Below are 23,957 nucleotides of genomic sequence, written 5' to 3' on the forward strand. Positions count from 1 at the left end.
CGGACAGCAGGGCGCCGGGATCGGCGGGGGTGAACGGCACGTCGGTCATCACCGCGGCAGTGAGATTGCCCTCGGCCGCGGCGGACGGTTCGCGCACCATCAGCGGTACCGCCACCCGCAGCCGCTCGCGCAGCGGCCCGGACCAGTCCGGCCGCATCCGCCGCAACGCGCAGACCATGACGGTCAGCAGCACGTCGGTGACCCGCGCCTGCCGCGAATGCGCCACGGCCCGAACGGTTTCCAGGTCCAGACCCGCCACGGCGAAGTCGCGCCGCGTGGAGCCCTCGGGTATCCGCCCCGCCGGCCGGGCATCGGTGGCGAGCTGAGCCAGCCCGGTCGCGATCCCGACCGCCGCCCGCCCCGGCCCGGGTCCCCGCCGTCCGTCGATGGCGAGGTCGACCGGCGGCCGCAGCAGATGCAGCGCCTGCACCACGGTCCCGACCCCGTCGGCCACCGTGTGATGCATCAGCAACACCACCCCGACCACCCCGGCCCCCGGATCCCGCACCACCACCAGCCGCCACAGCGGCCGATCCCGAGGCAGCGGCTCCCCCGCCAATTCCCCCACCAGCCGGGCGATCTCACCCGTCCACGGTCCCGGTTCGTCGGGCTCCCCGGCATCCGGTAGTCCGCCGAGTTCGTTCTCCCTCGGCGCTAGGAGCCGCTCGGTGACGTGCCAGGCCCAGTCGATATCCGCGTCGACCCAGCGGGCGCGCCGCCAGCCGCCGGGCAGATGCAGGCGCTGACGGAAACGGGGCAGGTGGGACAGTTCGCCGCGTACCAGATCGCGGACCTCGTCGATCGTGGGTCCGCCGGGCCCTGGCCGCAGGACGACCATGCCGCCGACCTGCTGGGGCAGTCCGGCGTCCTCGATGTGCAGGAAGAAGGCATCGGCCGGCGGCACCACGGGCGGGCGGTCGTGCCAGCGGTCGACCAGCAGGATGCTCAGCGCCACGACTATCGCCGCGACGACCGCGTCGAGGACGAAATGGTTCGCGGTCGCGACGATGACGTACAGCGTCAGCAGGACGTGCAGCGCGCTGAGCAGCTGCACCAGCAGGCCGCTCGCGATGCGCGCCAGCACCACGCTCACCCACAGCGCCCAGCCCACGTGCAGCGACGGCACCGCGGCCAGCTGATTGCTCCCGTCCACCAGCGGCGTACCCCACGACCCCCAGGTCCCGCCCGAGACGACGGTGTCGGTGAATCCGAGATCCGGCAGCAGCCGCGGCGGGGTCACGGGATACACCGCGAAACACGCGATGGCGAGCGCATTCAGCAGCAGGAACGAGTCGCGCGCCCGCGGATAGTCCGCCGGCCTGCGGAAATACATCCAGAACAGCAAGGCGAACGCGGTCACGATATAGGTGAAGGCATATTCGTAGTTCGCGGCGGTGGCCAGCCAGTCGCGCCCGTCCAGCCACCGGTTCAGCGACAGCTCGACATCGATGTGCGACCACCGCTCGAGATCGAACAGCGAGCGCGCGTTGCGATCGGCCGCGGCCCGCCGCTCCGCGCTGTGCATGCTGTCCACCAGCAGATACAGCCCGAATACGCCCAGCCCGACCGCGATATCCCGCCACAGGACGGGCCGCCGCGAGGGATTACCCACGCCAACCGTCATAACACAAAGCCCCCCAGCCTTTTACGATCTTCGAGCGGCTTCAGCGCGCGTCGTCGTGGCTCATGGTGCCCGCGGGCACGCTGTCGTCCCGCGCCGAATCGGACCCGGCGTAGAACGCCTGGGCCAGCGGGGAGTGGGCCAGGCCGGAGATTCCCCAGGCCACCAGGGCCCCGGCGACGGCGATACCGGCCAGGGCGCCGGGCGAGACGGGGATCTCGACGCGGAAGGCGAGGATGCCGACGAGGTAGCTCACAACCGGGTTGGTGACGCTCATGGCGGCGATCGCCCAGGGCAGCGGACCCGCGGCGAACGCGGCCTGCTCCAGCAGCAGGCCCGTGAGCGTGGACAGCGCCAGCAGATAGCCGGGCCAGTCCACCGCGGTCGCCGGAACGCCGCGATGCAGCAGGTCCTGGGTGGTGAGCTTCATGAAGACCGCGCTCATCGCGAAACAGATCCCGGCGGCGACCGCGACCGTATTCGCGGCGACGCGGATCGAGCAGCGGGTGCTCGCGGCGGCCAGCAGCGCCACCAGCCCGGCCGCCGACACCGTCGCCAGCAGCACCCGGTCGCGTTCCGGATCGCCCGACAGCGGCGCCGCGCCCTCCACACTGAACAGCACCGCCAGCCCCGCGCACACCAGCAGCGCGTAGAGCAGATCACGCGGATTCGGCCACCGCCTACGCCCCGCCGCCTCCAGCGGCACCGCGAACAGCAATTGCGTCGACATCAGCGGCTGCACCGCCGCGACGGACCCCACCTGCAACGCCGCGGCCTGGGTACCGAATCCGGCCAGATTCGTCAGCCACCCCCGCAGCCAGGTGCGGCTGCGCAGCAGGCGCCGCATGAGCATCGACAGTCCGGGCACCCGCGCCGCCCGCGGTTGCTCGGCCACCACGTCCCGGGCCGCCCGCTGTTGCAGGAACCCCGCCGCAGCGAAGAGAAATGCGGCCAGCACGCCCAATGCGACTACCAGAACCATGCCGGACCCCCAACTGGTGATCTCTCCTCGACTTTACGCCCGCGCCCGGTTCCGTCAGAGGTCGTGAGTGTCGAGCCAGGTGCGGGCGAGGTCGGGGGCGTGCTCGTCGCGCAGGCGGCGGACCAGGGTCGTGAGTTCGTCGGTGGTCAGCTCGCCCGCGACGTAGTTGAGCTTCTTGATCTGGCGCGCGGAGAGGGCGCCCTTGCGGAACAGCGGGATGACGCTCTGAGCGCGGAAGGCGTACTTCGGGTCGGCGATCGGGACCAGGTCACCGACGCCGCCGGGCAGCAGCGCCGCCGGGGCGGTCAGCACACCGGCCTGAACATGACCGTCCTGCAACGCCTTTCGCAGTTCCGTATCGCTCGGATACACCGTGTAGTGCGCGATATCGCAGCCGTAGACCGACCGCAGCGGCTCGATCACATCGCGACGCGGATCGGGCGCGGGCCGCAACGGATCCAGCTCACTGCCGGTCGCGACTCCCACCGTCAACTCACCACACCGTCCCCCCAACTCCGCCAACGAATCCGGAAATTCGCGGGCGTGCGCCGGGGCGAAGACGAACGACGCCCGCAGATCCGTGCCGTCGGCGATATCGGACACCGAAAACCCCTCGGGCAACGCCCGGCTGACCGCGTCGGCCACATCGGGCACGGGCTTGTCGGAGGGCTTGTCCGCCGTACCGCCCGGCGTCGTCGTGGTGGCCGCGGCGGCGAGCTTGTCGGGCAGCCGGGCCGGGGACGCCGCGTCCAGGGCGTCCAGCAGGTCGCCGCTCTGGTCGCCGACCAGCGCGACGGTGCCGGCGTCGAGGGCGGCCAGATAGTCGCCGCGCTGGCCGAGGCCGGTCCGGGTGACCGTGCGCGCGCCCGTGCGGGCCAGCGCGCCGGCGTAGATCTCGGCGATCAATTCGGACTGAGCGGAATTTCCGGCGCCGACGGTGATCGCCGTCCCGGAATCGCCGTCCGAACAGGAAACGACCAGCGTAGCGGCCATGATCGCGACCACCGCGCGAGCTGTCACCCGCATCGATGCGGCCAACTCCATCCGGCGACACCCACTCCCGATACATAGTATGAACGACACCCGGCTGACAGTATGGACAGCCGAGAAGGTGGCTGTCCCGCGACGAATCGTAGTCGGAGCGTGCGCCGTCCCCCTCGGAGCGTCCGGGCCATCGGAAGGACCTGCAGTGAAAGCCACCCCCATCAGTTCCACGCGCCTATTAGCCACCGCCGTCGCCCTGGCCGCCGCCATGGCGCTCTCGGCATGCGGCGGCACCAGCGATCCGCTGTCCAGCGGCTCCGGAGGCTGCGACGGCGACACCAACAAGATCACCGTCGGCTCCGCCAACTTCCCCGAATCCGAGACGGTCGCGAACATCTACTCGGAAGCGTTGCGCGCCAACGGATTCGGCATCGACACCAAATTCAACATCGGCAGCCGCGAGGCCTACATCCCGGCCCTGCGCGACTGCTCGATCGGCCTGATCCCCGACTACACCGGCAATCTGCTGCAGTACCTGGACAAGTCGGCCACGGCCACCGCCGCCGACCAGGTGAACCAGGCCCTGACCGCCGCGCTGGGCGACCAGCTCGCGATCGGCACGCCCGCCCCCGGCGAGGATTCCGATGCCGTGGTCGTCACCCGGGCCACCGCCGACAAGTGGAATCTGAAGTCGATCGCCGACCTCGCCCCGCATTCGGCCGAGGTGAGTTTCGGCGCACCCGCCGAGTTCTCCGAGCGCCCGGGCGGCATCCCGGGCCTGAAGTCCGTCTACGGACTCGATATCGCCAAGGACAAATTCGTCCCGATCGGCGACGGCGGCGGCCCGGCGACCGTGCGCGCACTGACCTCGGGGCAGGTCACCGCCGCCGACATCTTCACCACCTCGCCCGCCATCAAGGAGAACGACCTGGTGGTCCTCGCGGATCCGAAGCACAACTTCGCCGCCCAGAACATGGTGCCGGTGTTCAACGCGAAGAAGAAGTCCGACAAGGCCCAGAAGGTCCTGGACGCGGTCTCGGCGAAACTGACCACCGCCGAACTGGTCTCGCTCAATCAGGCGGTGTCCGGCAACGCCAAGACCGAGCCCGCCGCGGCGGCCAAGACGTGGGTGACGGCCCAGGGGCTCGACAAGCCGGTCGGATAGGAGCGCTCCCGTGGCGGATATCGAGTTCAGCAACGTCACCAAGACCTATCCGGACGGCACCACGGCCGTCACCGACCTGGACCTGCGCATCGACTCCGGTTCCTTCACCGTCTTCGTCGGCCCGTCCGGCTGCGGGAAGACCACCTCGATGCGCATGATCAACCGGATGATCGCGCCCACCGCGGGCACGATCACCGTTGCGGGCGAGGACATTTCGGCCGTCGATCCGGTGAAGCTGCGACTCGGTATCGGCTACGTGATCCAGAGCGGCGGGCTGCTGCCTCACCGCACGGTGCTCGACAATGTCGCCACCGTCCCGGTGCTGCGCGGCCGCACCCGCCGCGCCGCGCGCCGGGACGCGCTCGACGTCCTCGACCGGGTGGGCCTCGACCGCGGGCTCGCGGGGCGGTATCCGGCACAGCTGTCCGGCGGCCAGCAGCAACGCGTCGGCGTGGCGCGCGCCCTGGCCGCCGATCCGCCGATCCTGTTGATGGACGAGCCGTTCAGCGCCGTCGACCCGGTGGTGCGCGAGGAACTCCAGGCCGAGATGCAGCGATTACAGGCGGAACTACACAAGACGATCGTCTTCGTCACCCACGACATCGACGAGGCAGTCAAACTCGGCGACCGGATCGCCGTCTTCGCGCGCGGCGGCGTACTGCAACAGTACGATTCGCCGCAGCGCATCCTGTCCGAGCCGGCCACGGATTTCGTTGCCGACTTCGCCGGGCGCGACCGCGGGTACCGGGGCCTGTCCTTCCGCAGCGCGAAAGACGTTGTGCTGCACGATCTCCGCACCGCGACCGCCGACGAGGTCGCCGGACTGCGTCTCGCGTCCGGCGACTGGGTCCTGGTCGTCGACGACCGGCGGCGCCCGCTCGGCTGGGTGGACGTCACCGGCGTCGAGGCCGTGCGAGCCGGACACGCGTTGTCCGGCAGCATGTCCGCGGGCGGTTCGCTGTTCGTTCCCGGCGGCGACCTGCGCCAGGCCCTGGACGCCGCGATCTCCTCACCGTCGGGAACCGGTGTGGCCGTGGACGATTCGGGTGCGGCGGTCGGCGGCGTCATCGCCGAGGAGATCATCGAACTGCTGGCCCGCCAACGCGCGGGCGAGGACGCCGCACGCAACCGGCACTTCTTCGAGACCGAGGAAACCCGGTGAGGTACCTCGTCGACAACTTCGCCGACATCGCCGGATTCGCGCGCACGCACCTGTATCTCGCGCTGGTCCCGCTGCTGATCGGTCTGGTGATCGCCATTCCGGTCGGCACCCTGGTCCGCCGCGTCCCGTGGTTGCGCCGCGTCAGCGTGACCGTGGCCAGCCTCGCCTACACCATCCCGTCGCTGGCGCTGTTCGTGATCATCCCGCCGCTGGCCGGTATCCCCGCCATCGATCCGCTGAACGTCGTCATCGCGCTGAGCATCTACTCGGTGGCGCTGCTGGTGATCGCCGTTCCGGCGGCGCTGGATTCGGTCCCGGCGGCCGTGCTCGACTCGGCCGACGCGATCGGCTACGCCCGGCTGCGGCGCGCCCTGACGGTCGAATTCCCCTTGGCGCTCCCGGTTTTCGTCGCCAACCTCCGGGTGGTCGCGGTCACCAACATCTCGATGGTGACGGTCGGCGCGCTGATCGGCGTGGGCGGCCTGGGCAAGCTGTTCACCCAGGGCTACCAGCGCGACTACCCGGACGAGATCGTCGCCGGGATCATCGTGGTCCTCGTGCTGGCACTACTGGTGGACCGGGTGCTGTATCTGCTCGGCCGGTGGTGCACGCCGTGGCTGCGCACCGATCGGCCGACCCTCGCGCGGCGCCTGCGCCTCGCCACCGATCCGGCGCGGGGTGCGAGCGCATGAACCTCTTCCTGGACGCGTGGCGCTATCTCACCGACGGAGCGAACTGGGGCGGTCCCGCCGGCATCGATCACCGGCTGCTGGAACATCTCTGGTACAGCTTCCTCACCGTCGCGCTGTCGGCGGTGATCGCGGTCCCGATCGGCCTGCTGATCGGCCACACCCGCCGCGGTTCCGCCCTCGTGGTCGGCTTCGCCAACGCGATGCGCGCGCTGCCCACGCTGGGCCTGCTCACCTTCGTCGTCTTGCTGCTGGGCCTGGGCCTGCTGCCGCCGCTGCTGGCGCTGATCACCGTCGGCATACCCCCGTTGCTGGCCGGCGCCTACGCGGGCATCGCCAATGTCGACCCCGATGTGGTCGACGCGTCGCGCGCGATGGGCATGACCGAGAGCCAGGTCCTGCTGCGCGTCGAGGTGCCGAACGCGCTGCCGGTGCTGCTGACCGGTCTCCGCTCGGCCACGTTGCAGGTCGTCGCGACGGCCACCATCGCCGCCTATGTCAATCTCGGCGGCCTGGGCCGCTACATCTTCGACGGCATCAGCCTCTACAAGTACGACCGCGTCCTGGTGGGCGCCCTGCTGGTCGCGGTGCTGGCGCTGGTCCTGGATGCCGTCCTGGCATTCGTGGTGTGGGCCAGCGTGCCCGGCACCGGCCGCCTGCGCCGCCCGGTTCCCGTGGATTAGCGCCGCGGCTCTCGAGCGGTTCACAGCCGTTACCCAGGCACTCCTCACGCGGTGCCGGAGAATGACGATGTGCAGCCTGGACGCGTACTGGTCGTCGAAGACTCCGAGGCCATCCGGACGGCGGTCGCGGCCGCCGTCACCGCGGCCGGTCACGAGGCGCTGACCCGACCGCACGGCGAGCGGCTGGAGCACGATCTGGACCGGTTCCGGCCGGACGTGATCGTGCTGGACGTCATGCTGCCCGGCCGCGACGGCTTCGCGCTGCTGGATATCGCGCAGTCCCGGTGCGGCGCGGGCGTTCTCATGCTCACGGCGCGCGATCAGGTCGAGGACCGGATCCGCGGCCTGCGCGCGGGCTGCGACGACTACGTGGTGAAACCCTTCGACCTGACCGAACTCGTCGCGCGTATCGAGGCGCTGCTGCGCCGCCTCGGACGGCTGCGCACCCGGATCGCCGTCGCCGACCTGACCGTCGACATCGATGCCGGAATCGTGCTGCGCGGCAACGAATCCGTCGCGCTCACGGCCACCGAGTTCAAACTGCTCGCCTATCTCGCCGCGCACCGCGACCAGGTCGTCACCAAGACCCAGATCCTCACGGCCGTCTGGGGTTACGACAACTACGACCCGAATCTGGTCGAGGTCTACGTCAGCAACGTCCGCCGGAAACTGGAGGAGTACGGACCGCGGGTGCTGCACACCGTGCGCGGTATGGGGTACACGATGCGGGCCGGCGACCGGTGAGGACCGTCTCGCTGCGCCGTCGCGTAACCCTCACCGCCGCACTCATTTCCGGGGTCGTGCTGGTGCTGATGTCGCTGCTGATGCACGCCGCGTTCGCCGTGGTGGTCAATCGCACCGAGAGCGCGGTGCTCGTCGACCGCGCCCAGCTCGCGCGGCGGCTGGCCCAGACCGGGATGCCGCCGCCCGACCTGCTCGCCCAGGTGGATTCGAGATCGGTGCGGGCGCGCCTGGTGCTCGCCGACGGGCGCGGTTTCGGCAGTCTGTCGCCGCGGCGGGCGATCGATCCGGAGGCGAAGACCCGGCGCGTGGCCTTGACCGGACCCGGCGAACTCGACCACGCCCAGCTGACCCTGCAGGTCGACACCCCGCTGCTGGCCAAGGTGCAGGCCCGGATCGGCTGGGTGCTGTCGACCGTGACCGCGGCGGCCGTCCTGCTCATCGCGGGCGGCCTGTGGTTCGGTGTGCGGCGGGCGCTGGCGCCGCTGGACTCGATGACCCGGCTGGCGCGCGAGATCGCCCAGGGCGGACGCGGACGCCGCCTGTCGCCGTCCCGCACGGACAACGAACTGGGCCGCACCGCAAGCGCTTTCGACGAGATGCTGGACGCGCTCGAGGGCGCCGAGGCGCGGGCGCAGGCCTCCGAGCGGCGGCTGCGTGCTTTCGTCGGCGACGCCGCCCACGAACTGCGCACGCCCGTCGCCGGAATCCGGGCGATCGCCGAGGCGGTCCTGCACCAGCCCGCCGACGCGGATCCGGAGGAGCGTCAGCGGATGCAGGCGCTGCTCGTGCGCGAGGCGCAGCGGGCCGGCCGGCTGGTCGACGAACTGCTCGATCTGGCCCGCATCGATGCCGGGCTGCGGCTGCGGTGCGACCGGGTGGACCTGTACGGCCTGGCCGCGACCCATCTGGAGCGTATGCGGACGGTGCACTCCGGCACCGAATTCCGGCTCACGGGCGGCCCGGCCATGGCGGTCGCGGACGCCGAGCGCATCGGCCAGGTCCTGGTGAACGTGCTCGACAACGCGTGCCGCGCGGCCGGTCCCGACGGCACGGTCACGGTGCATATCGGCAGCGCGGGCGAGGTGGCCGAGGTCCGCGTGCTCGACACCGGCCCCGGCGTGCCGCCCGCGGAGCGCGAGCGCATCTTCGACCGTCTGGTGCGCCTGGATTCGAGCCGCGATCACCGCTTCGAGGGTTCGGGGCTGGGCCTGGCGATCGCGCGCGGCATCGCCCGCGCGCACGGCGGTGACCTGGTGTGCGAGGAACCGCGGGCGGGTTCGGCCGGAGCCGAGTTCGTGCTGCGGCTCCCGGCCGCCGCCTGAAGATCCGCTGAAGAAGGGTCCCGGATTCAGGGTCCCTTCAGCCGGAGCGGGCAGATTCGGTGGGGCAGTGTCCCCGAGGATTGGAGTCAACGAATGAAGCGAGCTGTTTCCGTGGTCCTGGCCGGTGCGGCCGGTCTCGCCGCGCTGGCGATCGCCGTGCCCGGTGTCGCCTCCGCCGACGGCCCGCAGTGCGGTCCCGAAGCCCGCGCCGCCGCTCGCGAGCAGGCACGGCCGCAGATCCAGGCGTTCCTCGACAGCCACCCCGACTTCAAGGCCGAGCGGGAGAAGATCAAGGGGCTGCCGAAGGAGCAGCGCAAGGCCGAGCGGCAGGCCTTCGCGCAGGCGCACCCGCAGGAGGTCCAGGACTTCAAGGCGGCCGCCCAGCCGATCATCGACTACCGCCACGCCTGCCACAAGTAGCGCGGCGCCGGGTCACCGGGGCGGTGGCGGCGTCACATCGAGCCGCCGCCGCACCCGCCTCCCCCGAACTCCTTGTACGCATTTCTCTCGTGGGGCCTGTTGCGCTCGTTGATGCGCCGCAGTGTGGCAAGATCGCGAACCGCCGCGGCTCTGCGTTGCTCGGCCGCCCCTTTCGATTCGGCAGGGCGGCGAAGAATCTTTCGGACAATCGCTCGAATTCCCATGCCCGCCAGCCTTTCTCCCGATATATGTTAAACATTATTCCAGCGCACATACCGCAGCCGTCCCCCAATACCGGGGACAGTACGAGCCGGACAATAGATAAACGAAAAGGTGCCTCGCTCGAATCGAGCGAGGCACCTTTTCTGTGAAATTAATTGCTACGCAACGCCCTCCGCGCGCGCGGTCGCCGCCACTGCCTCCGCAACGGCGGGAGCGACGCGCGGGTCGAGGGGGCTCGGGATGATCTTGTCGACGGCCAGCTCGTCGGCCACCACGGCGAAGATCGCGTTGGCCGCGGCCACCTTCATACCCTCGGTGATCCGCCGGGCGCCCGCGTCCAGCGCGCCCTTGAACACGCCCGGGAAGGCGAGCACGTTGTTGATCTGGTTCGGGAAGTCGCTGCGGCCGGTGGCCACGACGGCGGCGTACTTGTGCGCCACCTCGGGGTGGATCTCCGGGTCCGGGTTGGACATCGCGAAGACGATGGAATCCGGCGCCATCGAGGCGATCAGGTCCTCGGCGATGGTGCCCGCCGACAGGCCCAGGAAGACGTCCGCGCCGGACAGCGCCTCGGCCGCGCCGCCGGTGACATCGCGCGGATTGGTGCGCGCCGCCAGGTCGGCCTTCACGGAGTTGAGGTCGCCGCGGTCCCGGCTCACGATGCCGCGCGAGTCGAGCACGACGATATCCGGCACTCCGGCCGCCAGCAGGATGTTGGTGCACGCCACACCGGCCGCACCGGCGCCCGAGACCACGACCTTCAGCCCCGAGATGTCGCGGCCGAGCACCTTGGCCGCGCCGTTGAGGGCGGCCAGCACCACGATGGCGGTGCCGTGCTGGTCGTCGTGCATGACCGGGCAGTCCAGCGCCTCGACGACGCGCCGCTCGATCTCGAAGCACCGAGGCGCGGAGATGTCCTCGAGGTTCACCGCGCCGAAGCTCGGGCGCAGCCGGATCAGCGTCTCCACGATCTCGTCGACGTCCTTGGTGTCGAGCACCAGCGGGATCGAGTCCAGGCCCGCGAACTTCTTGAACAGCGCGGCCTTGCCCTCCATCACCGGCAGCGAGGCGCGCGGGCCGATATCGCCCAGGCCGAGCACCGCGGTGCCGTCGGAGACGACCGCGACCAGGCGGTCGGTCCAGGTGTAGCGCTTGGCCAGCAGCTCGTCCTTGGCGATGGCGCGGCTGACCTGCGCTACACCCGGGGTGTAGGCGATAGACAGATCGCGCTGGGTATCCAGCGGAGCGGTCAATTCCACCGAGAGCTTGCCCCCGAGATGACCCGCGAAAATCTCTTCGTGCGTAATTGCGGAAAGGCTTGCCGCATCGTTCTCACGGCTCGCCGTGGCGGCATTCGGTGCGTCAGTCACGGGTGACACGATCTCACTCCTGCTCGGTGGTGGCTAGCCCGGCTAGCGGTTACCGCCGGGTATCGGGAATAGGGGTTTTACGGGTTACTCGCAGGGTGTGCCGAGCGCGCTCGCGGACGCCGGACGCTACCCCGCGGTAGCTATATCGCGGCAAGCCGCGCACGGCACAACGGCATTCGGTTCGCGTATCGCGGCACAGATCTGTCGAGCGAGAACCGGACGGGTGGGTCCGGGCAATGCAATGGCGTGATCCGCGATCCGGAGCCGTTCGTCACGAATCGAGATTCACCAGCAGTCCCGGACCGGGCGGTGGCGTCGGCCGGGAATCCGCAACATTCTGCCAGCCGGAGCGTGGCCTTGCCAAATCGCCTCACGATGCGTGCTCCCATCACCCGAGGGTAGCGACCCCGAATTACCTCGGGGTAAGCGGAAACTCGCAGCTCGGCGTGTGATCGGGGTGAGCTGTCGCACGGGGCGAGGCCGGCCCGGTGTGAGGTCGGGACTCGGGCGATGCGTGGACGTTACGCCAGTATCCAGGGTTGCGGGTTTCCGGCCGAAAGCGTGCCGGAAACAAGAATCTTGGCCGCCCGCCCCTTCCTCGCGCCCGGCATCCCCTCCCTTGTTTCCGGCGCGCTTTTGGCCGGAAACAAGCAACTACGCCGGGGTCAAGTCCGCTCGACACGGGGCCTCACCGGGATCGCACTGCTCCGGCCGCACCCATACCGATCCGATTCCGCCCGCGCGCAGGCGGACCTGCCAGTCGTCGCCCGCGCTCGGGTGGTCGGTGCGGCGGTGCATGCCGCGGGTCTCGGTGCGGGCCAGGGCGCTGTGTTTGGTCCATCGGGCCACCGCGAGCAGCGCCGCCGCCTGCCGCGCCGGCAGCCGCTGCGGTCCGTGGCCGCCGAGATCGTAGGCGGTCACCGGCCACATGCCGTCGAGTTCGGCGATGCTGTCGCGCAGGCTCCCCGCGCTGCGCCAGTAGCTGCGCCGCAGCGGCAGCGTGTGCTCCTGCACCAGGCCGACCACCGCGCGCGGGTCGATGCCCGCGGTGGCGTTGAGGCCCGCGCCGGGCGCCGGGCGGCCCTTCGACGGCCGCCCGCGCTCGAGCGCGAAGCGCGCCGCGCCCCCGCCCGCCCACACTCCCGACGACATCGCCCAGGCCCCGCCCTGACCGCCGAATCCGCCGACGGCACCGGTGATGGGCTCCCTCGTGGTCACGTCACCGGCGCCGAACAGGCCGGGAACTGTTGTGGCACAGTCGAATCCGGACAACTGCACCCCACCGGTCCCGCGCACGGTGCCCTCCAGGACCGCCCGCAGCGGCACCCGCGCGGGCTTGCGGTCCTGCCCGGCGAACCAGGGGGCGCGGGCCAGTTGCTTGCGCAGCGGCCCGGGGATCTCCTCCAGGGCCGCGTACACCCGGCGCCCGTCGGCGAGGGCGGCGAAGGCCTCGGCCCGCGAGCCGAGGCCCCCACCGCCCAGGGCGGCGCCGGACTCGTCGTACAGCGTCGCGAAATGCAACGCCAGATCGGGCGCGGGTACCGGATTCGGCCCCGGCGTCTCGTCGGTGACCGCGGCCAGGCGCACCCCGCCCGCCGGGGTCAGCGCGTAGGCGTTGGAGAACTCCATTCCCGACAGCTCGCCCCCGACCTCGGCGGCCATCAGCAGGCCGTCGCCGGTGTCGACATCGCTGCCGAGGCCGCCGGACAGGAAGGCGCAGCCACCGGTCGCCAGCACCACCGCACCGGCCCGCACGGTCCAGGAACGGAATTCGTTGCGCAATTGCACACCGCAGGCCCCGGACACCATGCCGTCGCCGTCGGCGAGCAATTGCAATGCCGGATGATGGTCGAGAATGCGCACTCCCGCGACGATGAGACTGCGGCGCATCCGGCCCAGATATCGCGAGCCGTTCAAATACACCCGGTCGGGCCGCCCGCCCCGATCACCGGGGAAACGGTAGCCCCACCGAACCAGCTGATCGACCCGCCGGTGCGTCTCCTCCAGCACCCGGTGCATCCACTCCGGATCGCCGAGGAAACCGCCGTGCCGATAACTGCGCTGCACGGCCTCCTCGCGGGCCGCTCCCGGCGGGATATTCCACAGGGCCACAAGCCCTTTCGCGGTCGGCCCGCTGCTGCCGCAGCGCCCCTTGTCGACCACGACGACCCGTGCGCCGGCGTGCGCGGCGGCGAGGGCGGCCCAGGCGCCGGCGGGGCCACCACCCAGCACCAGCACGTCGGCCGCAATTTCGCTCACAAGGAAAAATGTTCGGCCACAATTCACCCCACCGCAACCGTTACACGTACCTCAATTCCACCACTGCGTAACCAATAGATAACCTGCCGCCACAAAAACGACCAGCGATCCGGAAACCGAGGCCAAACCTCGACGACGGTCGGCGAAAATCTGGGCCGCGAGGGCCACGACCGTCAGCCCGATGTGCCAGGCCAGCATCTCCGCGCCCGGCCCCGGAAAACCCCGACGATCCCCGACGAACGCGGCCCCGACCAGCACCAGAGTGAGCGCGACCAGCCCACCGGCAACGATCCCGCTCACCGCACGCAGCGGTTTCATACCCCTACTCCGCGGTACTCCCCTTGCCGCCCGCTCACGGGGCGATCACCGGTACGCCGGTCGCCTTGGCCGCCAGCGCCTCGAATTGGTCCGGGGCCGTGGTGAATTCGCCGAGGCTGATGGTCTTGTTGGCGCCGTGGTAATCCGAGGAGCCGGTGACGATCAGCTCCAGTTCGGCCGCGAGCCCGGCCAGCAGGGCACGGTCGGCGTCGCTGTGGTCGGGGTGGTCGACCTCCAGCCCGCCGAGACCGAGGGCGGCCAGCTCGCGGATGTCGTCGACGGCGAGCAGCCGCCCGCGCTTGCGGGCCCGGGCGTGCGCCACCACGGTGACTCCGCCCGCGGCGGTGACCATCTCCACCGCGCGGCGCAGCGGGGTGTCGGCCTTCTCCACGTAGTAGCGCCCGCGCGGCGCCAGCAGATCCACGAAGGCCGCGTCGACCGTCGGCACCACGCCGGCCGCTACCAGGGCGCGCGCCAGGTGCGGGCGACCGGCGGAGGGGCCCGCGGAGGCAAGCACCTGATCCGGGTCGACCGGTAGGCCGTCGGCGGCCATCTTCTCGGCCATCGTGCGGACCCGCTCCACGCGCTCGGCCCGCAGCCGCTCGCGCTCCCGGGCGAATGCCCGGTCGGCCGGGTCGAACAGATACGCCAGCAGATGCACGGGCACCGGCCAGCCGTCCTCGCCCATCCCGACGCACGACATCTCCATGCCCCGCACCAGCGTCATGCCGGCCGGCAGGGCGTCGGCGGCGTCGGCCCAGCCGGAGGTGGTGTCGTGATCGGTGATCGCCACGACGTCGAGCCCGGCCGCGGCCGCGTTGCGGACCAGTTCGGCCGGGGTATCGGTGCCGTCGGAGGCGGTGGAATGGGTATGCAGGTCGATGCGCACCCTGTCTATAGTGCCCAACGGCCGTGCGGCGACGGCGATCAGCGTGCTGCCCGCGACCCGCGCGCAACCGCGGACCGGCCGACTAGCATCCAGACAATGCCGCAGATTCCGCAGCTACCGTCGTTTCGCGGACGTGGGAAGTCCGCCCACTCGCCGTACCGGATTCCCGTTCCGACCGCGCGAGCGATCGTCGACTGCGCGGTCTACGTGGACGGGCACCGGCTGCCCGGCCGCTACACCCACGCCGAGGCCCTCGCCGAGGTGCGCGAGCGCGACTCCGGTTTCGTCTGGGTCGGGCTGCACGCTCCGGACGAGGCCCAGATGGCCGATGTGGCGCAGACGTTCGGACTGCACGCACTCGCGGCGGAGGACGCCGTCCACGCCCGGCAGCGGCCCAAACTGGAACGCTACGACGACGTGCTGTTCCTGGTGCTGCGAACGGTGAAGTATGTGGAGCACGATCTGCACGCGGTCAGCGAGATCGTCGAGACCGGCGAGATCATGGTGTTCATGGGCCGGGATTTCGTCATCACCGTGCGCCACGGCGAGCACACCGGACTGCACGGCGTCCGGCACGAGCTCGAGGGCAATCCGGAACGGCTGGCGCTCGGCCCCGGCGCGGTGCTGCACGCGATCGCCGACCACGTCGTGGACTCCTACGTCTATGTCACCCAGGAGATCGAGGACGATGTGGAGGAGATGGAGGAGGAGGTCTTCACCCCGCGCAGTCGTCTCACCACCGAGGCCGTCTACCAGCTCAAGCGCGAGGTGGTGGAGCTGCGGCGCGCGGTCAACCCGCTCTCGCTCCCCCTGCAACTGCTCTCGCGCAGCACCGATATCCCGGTGCCGAAGGAGATTCGCCGCTATCTGCGCGACGTCGCCGACCACCACACCGCCGTGGCCGAGCGCATCAGCGACTTCGACGATCTGCTCAGCGCGCTGATCAACGCCGTGCTGGCGAAGGTGAGCGTCCAGCAGAACACCGATATGCGCAAGATCTCCGCCTGGGTGGCCATCGCCGCCGTACCGACCATGACCGCCGGCATCTACGGCATGAACTTCGATTTCATGCCGGAACTGCACTGGAAATACGGCTACGGGATGGTCTGGATCGTCATCCTCGTCGTCTGCGGCGGTCTCCTGTACACCCTCCGCCGCAACCACTGGCTGTAGGTTTCCGCTGCACGGAAGGTGTTGCGCTACAGGTTCGCTGCCCCACGCCCCGGATCATGCACATCGATCCCGGCCTCGCCCCACGCCTCCCGCAAGGCATCCGCGCCACGCACCCGCACCCACGCGGCCTCGGTGGCGGTGATCGGCGTCACGGACAGGAACCGCACGGGCTCAGCGGGTTCCGGCAGCGGGACCTCCGGCAACTCCGCGGCCCCCAGCAGGGCGGCGGTGAAGGGCGCGTTGTGCCACAGCGGTTCTCCGAGATCCAGCAGCGCATCCGCTTGCAGCACAACGCCTTCCACTGCGGGTGAGGCGACGAGTATGCCGAGGCCCTTGGCGAGCCCGGCGTGGGCGCCGCCGCGCAGCGTCAGCACCAGTTCCGCGCGCGGGCCCCGCTCCGGATCGGCCAGGGCGGCCGTGGGATCGGTCATGGGATGGCGCGCGCCGCCCAGCGTCACGTAGTGCACGAGATCCCCGTCCGGGATGCGCAGGATCTCGATCGGTTCCAGGCCCAGGAACGTCACCGACGCCGAATCGGCCGAGGACACACCGAAATGCCCGAGCGCCGCGGCCCGGACCTCGTCGACCACATCCATCCGCTTACAAAGCCAGCTTCGCCAGCATGTCGCGGGCCTGCTCGGCCGCCTTCGGCTCGCACAGCACGTCGTAGCGGCCGGCCACCAGCTGCATGGTCGATGCGAAGTCGCGCTGGCCGCGGGTGGCGGCGTACGGGATCGAGGTCGAGATGACGCCGAAGATGACGCCACCCACCAGGCCGACGACCAGCGGGCCGAGGGCGCCGCCGGTGGTGAACAGGCTCAGCAGCAGGCCCAGGAACAGACCCAGCCACGCGCCGGAAACCATGCCCCCACCGATTACCTTGCCCCAGGTCAACCGGTACAGCACGCGCTCGACCTGCATGAGGTCGACACCGACGATCGTCACGTTCTCGACGGGGAACTGATTGTCGGCCAGATAGTCGACCGCCCGCTGCGCCTCGGCATAGGTGGGATACGACCCGACCGGCCAGCCCGACGGCGGCGTCGGCAGACCCGGTCGGTTCCGATTCGCGTTTCCCAACGGATTAGCCATACCACCATCATGCTAGGTCGCCGCCCGGGATGCGCCCACAAGCCACACAACCGGCCCGCGTGTCCGGTATGTCTCTCCTCACCCCCGGACCCCTTTCCGCATCCAGGCACGTCGGTCCCCGCAAGTCAGCACTCACGTTGCCGGCATGTCTCGCCTGCTTGCCCCGCGCATGCGGGGCCACGTGCTCAGTCGGCGGGCGGGGGTGGGACGAACCGCGTGGTGCGCCGCATTCCGGCCGCGCGGCCCTTGTCGGCGATGACCTGGGCCATCTTCGCGCTGGCCTCGTCGATCATCTCGTCGCCGAGCATGGCCGCGCCGCGGGCGCCGCCCTCGACCGAGGTGTGGAAGGCGTAGGCGTCGAGGATCTCCTCGGCCCGGTCGTATTCGGCCTGGCGGGGCGAGAAGATCTCGTTGGCGGCCTCGATCTGGCTCGGGTGCAGCACCCATTTGCCGTCGAAACCGAGTGCGGCCGTGCGGTTCGCGGCCCGGCGGAAGCCGTCGAGATCGCGGACCTGCAGGTACGGGCCGTCGATGGCCTGCAGGCCGTGGGCACGCGCGGTGAGCAGGATCGTCATCAGGATGTGGTGGTAGGCGTCGCCGGTGTCGTAGCCCTCCGGCTGTTCACCGACCACCAGCGTGCGCATATTGATGCTGGCCATGAAGTCCGCCGGACCGAAGACCAGCGTCTGCACGCGCGCGCTGGCGGTGGCGATCTCGTCGATGTTGCGCAGCCCCTGGGCGTTCTCGATCTGCGGCTCGATGGCGATGCGGCCGACCTCGAGTCCGCCCGACTTCTCCAGCTGGGTCAGCAGCAGATCCAGCGCCCGCACCTGACCGGCGTCGATCACCTTGGGGAGCAGGATCGCGTCCAGCTCCGCGCCCGCGCCGTCGACGACCGAGATCACGTCGGCGTAGGTCCACTGGGTGGTCCAGTCGTTGACCCGCACCACCCGGTTCTGCTGCCCCCAGCCGGGCTCGTTGAGCGCCGCCACGATATTCGCCCGGGCCGTAGCCTTGGCTCCGGGAGCGACCGCGTCCTCCAGGTCGAGGAATATCTCGTCGGCGGCCAGGCCCTTGGCTTTCTCGATCATCTTCGGGTTGCTGCCGGGGACGGCGAGCACCGAGCGCCGGGAGGGCGTCAGCCCGGTACGGCGAGTTGACATGCGCGGCTCCTGAGGTTCGTGATTCGGGCGCTGCACCGCATAGCCTGGCAACCATGGCAGCGACGAAGGTCTTCGCCGCCCGCCTGGCGGGCTTGGTGGTGCTCGGTCCGGACGGGGAGTCTATCGGCCGCGTCCGCGATGTGGTGATCTCCATCCGGTACGACCGCCAGCAACCGCGCGTGCTGGGCCTGCTCGTGGAATTACCCACGCGCAAACGCATTTTCGTGCCGATGCTGCGCGTGACCGCGATCGAGCCGGGTTCGGCCAACCTCAACACCGGCACCGTCAGCCTGCGCCGATTCGAGCAGCGGCACGGCGAGATGCTGGCCCTGGCGCAGATTCTCGACTCCAAGGTCCGGGTGGAGGATCCCGAGCTGCCCGACGTGCGGGACGTCGACCTGTTCGTGGTGGATCTCGGCATCGAACAGACCCGCACGCGGGACTGGGTGGTCTCGCGCGTCGCGGTGCGCGGGCACCGGCGCCTGACCCGCCGGCGCACGGTGCACGTCGTGGACTGGTCCGCTGTGCGCGGGCTGACCCAGCAGGAACTCGACCTGCCCGGCCAGAGCGTCACCGCCCTGCTGGAACAGTACGAGGGCCTGCGCCCGGCCGACGTCGCGCACATGCTGCGCGAACTTCCGAAGAAGCGCCGCATCGAACTGGCGCAGGCCCTGGACGACGAGCGCCTGGCCGACGTGGTCCAGGAGCTGCCGGAGACCGACCAGCTCGAGGTGGTCAAACAGCTCGGCGTCGAACGCGCCGCCGACGTGATCGAGGCGATGGACCCCGACGACGCCGCCGACCTGCTCGGCGAGCTGCCCACCGGGGAGGCCGAGGCGCTGCTGGCCCTCATGGATCCCGAGGAGTCCGAGCCGGTGCGCCGCCTGCTCGAATACTCCCCGTACACCGCGGGCGGTCTGATGACGCCCGCGCCGGTGGTGCTGACCCCCGCGGCGACCGTCGCCGAGGCGCTGGCCCGCGTGCGCGATCCGGATCTGACGCCTGCCCTGGCATCGATGGTGTTCGTCGTGCGCCCGCCGACCGCCACGCCGACCGGCCGCTACCTGGGCTGCGTGCACATCCAGCGACTGCTGCGGGAACCGCCGGCGAATCTGGTCGGCGGCATCGTCGACAAGGACCTCGCCTGCCTGCTGCCCGAGACCGCGCTCACCGCGGTGACCCGCTTCTTCGCCACGTACAACCTGGTCTGCGGTCCGGTGGTGGATACCGAGAACCACCTGCTGGGCGCGGTGACCGTCGACGACGTCCTCGACCACCTGCTGCCGGAGGACTGGCGCGAGCAGGACGAGGAGCATCCGGTCGCGGTGCACGCCGAATCGCCGGGGCCCGCGCAGGCCGAAGGAGAGCGACAGTGACCGAACGCAGCGACAAGCCCCGCGGGCGGCTGGAGACGCCGGTCGAGAACCGGTTCCGCTTCGACTTCGACGCCGAGGCGATGGCGCGCAGTTCCGAACGGGTCGCCCGGTTCCTGGGCACGGGCCGCTATCTGGTGTTGCAGACGGTCGTCGTCGTCGTATGGATCATCCTGAACGTCTTCGCCGTCGGGCTGCGGTGGGATCCCTACCCGTTCATCCTGCTCAACCTGGCCTTCTCCACCCAGGCCGCCTATGCCGCGCCGCTGATCCTGCTGGCCCAGAACCGGCAGGACAACCGCGACCGCGTCTCGCTCGAGGAGGATCGCGCCCGCTCCGCGCAGACCAAGGCCGATACCGAGTTCCTGGCCCGGGAGCTGGCGGCGCTGCGGATCGCGGTGGGCGAGGTCGCCACGCGCGACTACTTGCGCCGAGAGTTGGAAGACATCAAGGACGCCCTGGCGCGCCTCGAGCTGAATGCACCATTGAGCGGTGAAGATTCTGTTCCATCTACCAAAACCAGGAAGAGTACCGACAGAAAGAGGGGGCGAGTACCTATTTCGCCACAAATCGATGGCAACTGACCGCAAATATCGATAACAACAAGCTGACTGCCGGGTAACCTGGATCACGTTGCGGGAAGTGGCCGACTCAGACAGTGGGTGGAGTCGGCCACCGAATGGCTACGAGGGGATTGGTGTGCCGATGCGAATGTCTGGACCGATTACCGTATCGGCGTTGGTGGTAGCGGGGTTGATGGCTTCGGGATCGACGGCGCACACGCCGGTCCGCACCAGCGCGCCCAAAACACACGACGCGCAGCTGGCGGCGGCTTCCGCGCCGACGGATCCGCAGAGCACACCGGCCGATCAGACGGCCGGCCTCGTTCCCGCGGCGCCCGAACCGCCGCGCAAGCTGCGCGCGATGGCACCGCCCGCCGACGGCATCGCGCCGTTCGCCGGCACCGTCCCGCTGCAGGAGATCGCGCTTCCGGGCGGCGGTGGCGCGCTGGGCATCCCGGAGATCGTGCTCGCCGCCTACCGCAACGCCGAACTGGCTATGCAGTCCTCGGCCCCCAACTGCGGCGTGAGCTGGCACCTGCTCGCCGGCATCGGCCGCATCGAGTCGGGCCATGCCCGCAGCGGCCACACCGACGCCGCCGGAACCACCATCGGGGCCATCTACGGCCCGTCGCTGGACGGCACCCTCCCGGGTAACGAGGTCATCAAGGCGGCCGAGGGCGGATACGTGCGGGCCGTCGGCCCGATGCAGTTCCTTCCCGGCACCTGGGCCCACTACTCCTCCGACGGCAACGGCGACGGCGTGGCCGACCCGAACAACGTCTTCGACGCCGCCCTCGGCGCGGCCAAATACCTCTGCTCCGGCGGGCTGGACCTGCGCGACCCGTCGCAGGAGCTGCGTTCGGTGCTGCGCTACAACAATTCGCTGTCCTACGCGGCCAACGTGCTGAGCTGGTCCAACGCCTACGCGACCGGCGGCGCGCCGACCCGGGTGGACATCTCCCCCGAGCTGATTCCGCCGGGCAGCATGCAGGCGCCGAACGGCTCGGAGATGGTCGCGGTCAACTCCACCTACCCGGCCCCCAGCGCCGCGCCGCCGCCCGAGACCTCGACGGCCTCGATGCAGCCGCCCGCGCAGGTACAGACCCAGCCCCAGGGCCGCGCCCAGGCCCCGACGCAGGTGATGATCAACATCCCGGGCCTGCCGCCGATCCCGTGCGGAATCTTCTGTCCGCCGCCGCCCCCGCCGAAGCCGTGCGATCCGGCGGTCGTTCCCGCGCCGATGCCGAAGCTGCCGGGCGATCCGGCCGCCGAGGCCCAGCAGCGCTGGGCGCCGGGCGATCCGGTCCGGCCGGCCGACGCGCAGAACGCCGACCCGAACGCGCCCCGGGATCCCAACGCCCCGGCGAACTGCGTCCAGCCACAGGCTCAGGAGGCGCCCGGGCAGCCGCCCGCCGCACCGGCCCCCGAGGCCGCCGCGCCCGCACCGGAGGCCGCGGCTCCCGAACAGCAACAGACCGAGAACGCCGCGCCGACAGCGCAACCCGGCCCGGCGGAACCTGCCGAACCGGCACAGTCCGCGGCCCCCGCACCGGCGCCCGCGCCGGCCATCACGCTGCCCTTCGGCATCACCATCCCGATGCCGGTTCCGGCCGGATAACCGCCGGTCCGTAGCCAAACCGCAAACACGGTCACGAAGGAGTAACGAAAAGGTCTCGGATGCGGTAATCTGATCTCGTTGTGTCACGAAAAGCTCACAGCGAGCATGGGAGGACCACCGCACGTGGGACGTCACCGCAAACAGCCGGCTAGGAATGTTGGCCGCGGATCCGTTATCGCACTGACCGGACTCGTCCCCGCGGGAGTCGTCGCCGTGAGCGCGGCGTCCGCGGCGGAGGTGAACACCGCCGAGCACGCGACATTGTCTGCGCTGAACGAGAATCCGGACGAGCAGGCCGCCGCGCCCGAATCGACCGCACCGGACACCGAGGGATTCCTCCGCGCCGCCAAGCACGCCGGCCCGCCGGTCGTGAAGACCGTGGCGCAGCCGGACGGCCGGGTCGCGGCCGACCTGCCCGCCGGGCCGCTGGGCCTGCCGGGCATCGCGCAGGCGGCCTACCAGAACGCCGAACGCGTCCTCGCCCAGGAGGATTCGAACTGCCACATGCCGTGGTCGGTACTCGCCGGCATCGGCCAGGTGGAGTCGAAGCACGCCTACGGCAAGGCCGACGCCAAGGGCTACCCGCTGGACCCGATCTACGGTCCGGTACTCGACGGGAGCCTCGGCGGCAATCAGGTGGTGCACGCGACCGACGGCGAACTCGACGGGGGTATGTCCTCGTACACCCGCGCCGTCGGTCCCATGCAGTTCCTGCCCGAGACGTGGCGCAAGTTCGCGGCCGACGGCGACGGCGACGGTATCTCCGATCCGCAGAACCTGTTCGACGCCGCCCTCACCGCGGGCAAGTACCTGTGCCACGGCGGGCTGGACATGAACGATCTGGGCCAGCAGTCGAAAGCGATCATGCGCTACAACAACTCGATGGCCTACGTCGCCAACGTGATGGCGTGGGAGGTCGCGTACCGTACCGGCGTCGCGCCGGAGCGCGGCCAGCTGCCCCGGATCTGAGGCGCCGGGCTCGGCCCACCTAGACTCGCCTTATGTCAGTGGTTACGGAATCGGATGTGCGGGGCGCCCTCGCCAAGGTGAACGACCCGGAGATCCGCAAACCGATCACCGAGCTGGGCATGGTGAAGAGCGTCGCGGTCGGCGACGACAGCAGCGTGCACGTCGAGATCTACCTGACGACGGCGGCCTGCCCACTGCGCACCACGCTGACCGAATCGGTGACCAAGGCCGTCGCCGACGTGGCCGGCGTGGGCGCGATCTCGGTCGAGCTCGATGTGATGAACGACGAGCAGCGCACCGAACTGCGCAAGAAGCTGCGCGGCGATTCGGCCGAACCGGTCATCCCGTTCGCCCAGCCCGGCTCGCTGACCCGGGTGTACGCCGTGGCCTCCGGTAAGGGCGGCGTCGGAAAGTCCAGCGTGACAGTGAATCTGGCGGCGGCCATGGCCGAGCGCGGGCTGTCGGTGGGCGTCCTGGACGCCGACATCTACGGCCACTCGGTGCCCCGCATGCTCGGCACCGACCAGCGGCCCACCCAGGTGGAGCGCATGATCATGCCGCCGGTCGCGCACGATGTGAAGGTCATCTCGATCGCCATGTTCACCCAGGGCAATACGCCCGTGGTGTGGCGCGGCCCGATGCTGCACCGCGCACTGCAGCAGTTCCTGGCCGACGTGTTCTGGGGCGATCTGGACATCCTGCTGCTGGACCTGCCGCCGGGCACCGGCGACGTCGCGATCTCGATCGCCCAGCTGATCCCCAACGCCGAGATCCTGGTGGTCACCACCCCGCAGGCGGCGGCCGCCGAGGTGGCCGAGCGCGCGGGCGCCATCGCCCTGCAGACCCGGCAGCGGATCGCGGGCGTGGTGGAGAACATGTCCTGGCTGGACCTGCCCGACGGCTCCCGGATGGAGCTCTACGGCTCCGGCGGCGGTCAGTCCGTCGCCGACCGCCTCACCCAGGCCGTCGGCGCCGACGTCCCCCTGCTGGGCCAGATCCCGATCACCCAGGAACTGCGCGAGGCCGGCGACGAGGGCACCCCCATCGTCCTCCGCAACCCCGCCGACCCCGCCGCCACGGTCCTGAACGAGATCGCCGACAAGCTGGCGGTCCGCCGCCGCGGCCTCGCGGGCATGTCCCTAGGGATCGATACCACCCGCCACGCGTAAGGCTCTA

At 70.3% G+C, this 23,957-nt stretch carries 23 protein-coding genes; 13 read left to right on the top strand and 10 right to left on the bottom strand.

Annotated features, from left to right (window positions below):
* The 3 genes from ON41_RS39335 to ON41_RS25485 all read right to left on the bottom strand — a co-directional run.
* The coding region (locus tag ON41_RS39335) for a bifunctional phosphatase PAP2/O-acyltransferase family protein (protein ID WP_174411357.1) at window positions 1-1,612 on the bottom strand (1,612 nt) is incomplete at its 3' end.
* 52 nt (window positions 1,613-1,664) lie between these two features.
* Window positions 1,665-2,603 (bottom strand): DMT family transporter, encoded by a 939-nt coding sequence (locus tag ON41_RS25480; protein ID WP_063709955.1) that lies wholly within the window; start codon window positions 2,601-2,603, stop codon window positions 1,665-1,667.
* A 54-nt stretch (window positions 2,604-2,657) separates the two neighbouring features.
* Entirely contained in the window at window positions 2,658-3,629 is a 972-nt protein-coding gene (locus tag ON41_RS25485) for a glycine betaine ABC transporter substrate-binding protein (RefSeq protein ID WP_246460879.1), read from the bottom strand.
* Window positions 3,630-3,855: 226 nt separating this feature from the next.
* Here ON41_RS25485 and ON41_RS25490 point away from each other — a divergent pair, with 226 nt between their 5' ends.
* The 7 genes from ON41_RS25490 (at window position 3,856) to ON41_RS25520 (ending at window position 9,772) form a co-directional block, all read left to right on the top strand.
* Entirely contained in the window at window positions 3,856-4,752 is an 897-nt protein-coding gene (locus ON41_RS25490) for an ABC transporter substrate-binding protein (protein ID WP_246461137.1), read from the top strand.
* 10 nt (window positions 4,753-4,762) lie between these two features.
* Window positions 4,763-5,914, top strand: a complete 1,152-nt coding sequence (locus ON41_RS25495) for an ABC transporter ATP-binding protein (protein WP_040750324.1) — start codon at window positions 4,763-4,765, stop codon at window positions 5,912-5,914.
* Window positions 5,911-6,606 carry an ABC transporter permease gene (locus ON41_RS25500; protein WP_040750325.1) on the top strand — a complete coding sequence of 232 codons (696 nt, stop codon included), beginning with the start codon at window positions 5,911-5,913 and terminating at the stop codon, window positions 6,604-6,606. The genes ON41_RS25495 and ON41_RS25500 overlap by 4 nt, the downstream gene beginning before the upstream one ends.
* Window positions 6,603-7,286, top strand: a complete 684-nt coding sequence (locus tag ON41_RS25505; RefSeq protein WP_040750326.1) for an ABC transporter permease — start codon at window positions 6,603-6,605, stop codon at window positions 7,284-7,286. The genes ON41_RS25500 and ON41_RS25505 overlap by 4 nt, the downstream gene beginning before the upstream one ends.
* Window positions 7,287-7,355: 69 nt before the next feature.
* Window positions 7,356-8,030 (top strand): response regulator transcription factor, encoded by a 675-nt coding sequence (locus tag ON41_RS25510; RefSeq protein ID WP_040750487.1) that lies wholly within the window; start codon window positions 7,356-7,358, stop codon window positions 8,028-8,030.
* Entirely contained in the window at window positions 8,027-9,352 is a 1,326-nt protein-coding gene (locus tag ON41_RS25515) for a HAMP domain-containing sensor histidine kinase (RefSeq protein WP_040750327.1), read from the top strand. The genes ON41_RS25510 and ON41_RS25515 overlap by 4 nt, the downstream gene beginning before the upstream one ends.
* Before the next feature lie 93 nt (window positions 9,353-9,445).
* Entirely contained in the window at window positions 9,446-9,772 is a 327-nt protein-coding gene (locus tag ON41_RS25520; protein ID WP_083905634.1) for a hemophore-related protein, read from the top strand.
* Window positions 9,773-10,152: 380 nt separating this feature from the next.
* Here the strand turns inward: ON41_RS25520 and ON41_RS25525 are convergent, their stop codons facing one another.
* From ON41_RS25525 to ON41_RS25540, 4 genes are all read right to left on the bottom strand, one after another.
* Window positions 10,153-11,364, bottom strand: a complete 1,212-nt coding sequence (locus tag ON41_RS25525; RefSeq protein WP_040750329.1) for an NAD(P)-dependent malic enzyme — start codon at window positions 11,362-11,364, stop codon at window positions 10,153-10,155.
* A 654-nt stretch (window positions 11,365-12,018) separates the two neighbouring features.
* Window positions 12,019-13,623, bottom strand: coding sequence for an FAD-dependent oxidoreductase (locus ON41_RS25530; RefSeq protein ID WP_040750330.1), 1,605 nt, complete (start codon window positions 13,621-13,623; stop codon window positions 12,019-12,021).
* Window positions 13,624-13,674: 51 nt separating this feature from the next.
* Entirely contained in the window at window positions 13,675-13,941 is a 267-nt protein-coding gene (locus ON41_RS25535) for a hypothetical protein (protein WP_040750331.1), read from the bottom strand.
* 34 nt (window positions 13,942-13,975) lie between these two features.
* Entirely contained in the window at window positions 13,976-14,830 is an 855-nt protein-coding gene (locus ON41_RS25540; protein ID WP_040750332.1) for a PHP domain-containing protein, read from the bottom strand.
* A gap of 96 nt (window positions 14,831-14,926) precedes the next feature.
* Here ON41_RS25540 and corA point away from each other — a divergent pair, with 96 nt between their 5' ends.
* Entirely contained in the window at window positions 14,927-16,003 is a 1,077-nt protein-coding gene (corA, locus tag ON41_RS25545) for a magnesium/cobalt transporter CorA (protein WP_040750333.1), read from the top strand.
* 26 nt (window positions 16,004-16,029) lie between these two features.
* Here corA and ON41_RS25550 read toward each other — a convergent pair whose 3' ends face one another.
* The 3 genes from ON41_RS25550 to ON41_RS25560 form a co-directional block, all read right to left on the bottom strand.
* Window positions 16,030-16,599: a suppressor of fused domain protein gene (locus tag ON41_RS25550; protein ID WP_083905635.1), complete on the bottom strand. Its 570-nt coding sequence runs from the start codon at window positions 16,597-16,599 to the stop codon at window positions 16,030-16,032.
* Window positions 16,600-16,603: 4 nt separating this feature from the next.
* Entirely contained in the window at window positions 16,604-17,095 is a 492-nt protein-coding gene (locus ON41_RS25555; RefSeq protein ID WP_040750334.1) for a YflT domain-containing protein, read from the bottom strand.
* Window positions 17,096-17,280: 185 nt separating this feature from the next.
* Window positions 17,281-18,258 carry an HpcH/HpaI aldolase/citrate lyase family protein gene (locus ON41_RS25560; protein WP_040750490.1) on the bottom strand — a complete coding sequence of 326 codons (978 nt, stop codon included), beginning with the start codon at window positions 18,256-18,258 and terminating at the stop codon, window positions 17,281-17,283.
* 53 nt (window positions 18,259-18,311) lie between these two features.
* On the opposite strand from ON41_RS25560, the gene ON41_RS25565 reads away from it, so the two are divergent.
* The 5 genes from ON41_RS25565 (at window position 18,312) to ON41_RS25585 (ending at window position 23,950) form a co-directional block, all read left to right on the top strand.
* On the top strand, window positions 18,312-19,634 hold the full coding sequence (locus ON41_RS25565; protein WP_040750335.1) for a magnesium transporter MgtE N-terminal domain-containing protein: 1,323 nt from the start codon (window positions 18,312-18,314) through the stop codon (window positions 19,632-19,634).
* A complete protein-coding gene (locus ON41_RS25570) occupies window positions 19,631-20,215 on the top strand; it encodes a DUF1003 domain-containing protein (protein ID WP_040750336.1) in 585 nt (194 codons plus the stop codon). The genes ON41_RS25565 and ON41_RS25570 overlap by 4 nt, the downstream gene beginning before the upstream one ends.
* Before the next feature lie 172 nt (window positions 20,216-20,387).
* On the top strand, window positions 20,388-21,812 hold the full coding sequence (locus ON41_RS25575) for a lytic transglycosylase domain-containing protein (RefSeq protein WP_246460881.1): 1,425 nt from the start codon (window positions 20,388-20,390) through the stop codon (window positions 21,810-21,812).
* Between the two features lie 123 nt (window positions 21,813-21,935).
* Window positions 21,936-22,781, top strand: a complete 846-nt coding sequence (locus ON41_RS25580; protein WP_040750338.1) for a lytic transglycosylase domain-containing protein — start codon at window positions 21,936-21,938, stop codon at window positions 22,779-22,781.
* A gap of 32 nt (window positions 22,782-22,813) precedes the next feature.
* Window positions 22,814-23,950, top strand: coding sequence for an Mrp/NBP35 family ATP-binding protein (locus tag ON41_RS25585; protein WP_040750339.1), 1,137 nt, complete (start codon window positions 22,814-22,816; stop codon window positions 23,948-23,950).
* Window positions 23,951-23,957: the final 7 nt, after the last annotated feature.

Source organism: Nocardia transvalensis NBRC 15921 (genome assembly GCF_000308875.1).
Taxonomy (GTDB): Bacteria; Actinomycetota; Actinomycetes; order Mycobacteriales; family Mycobacteriaceae; genus Nocardia; species Nocardia transvalensis.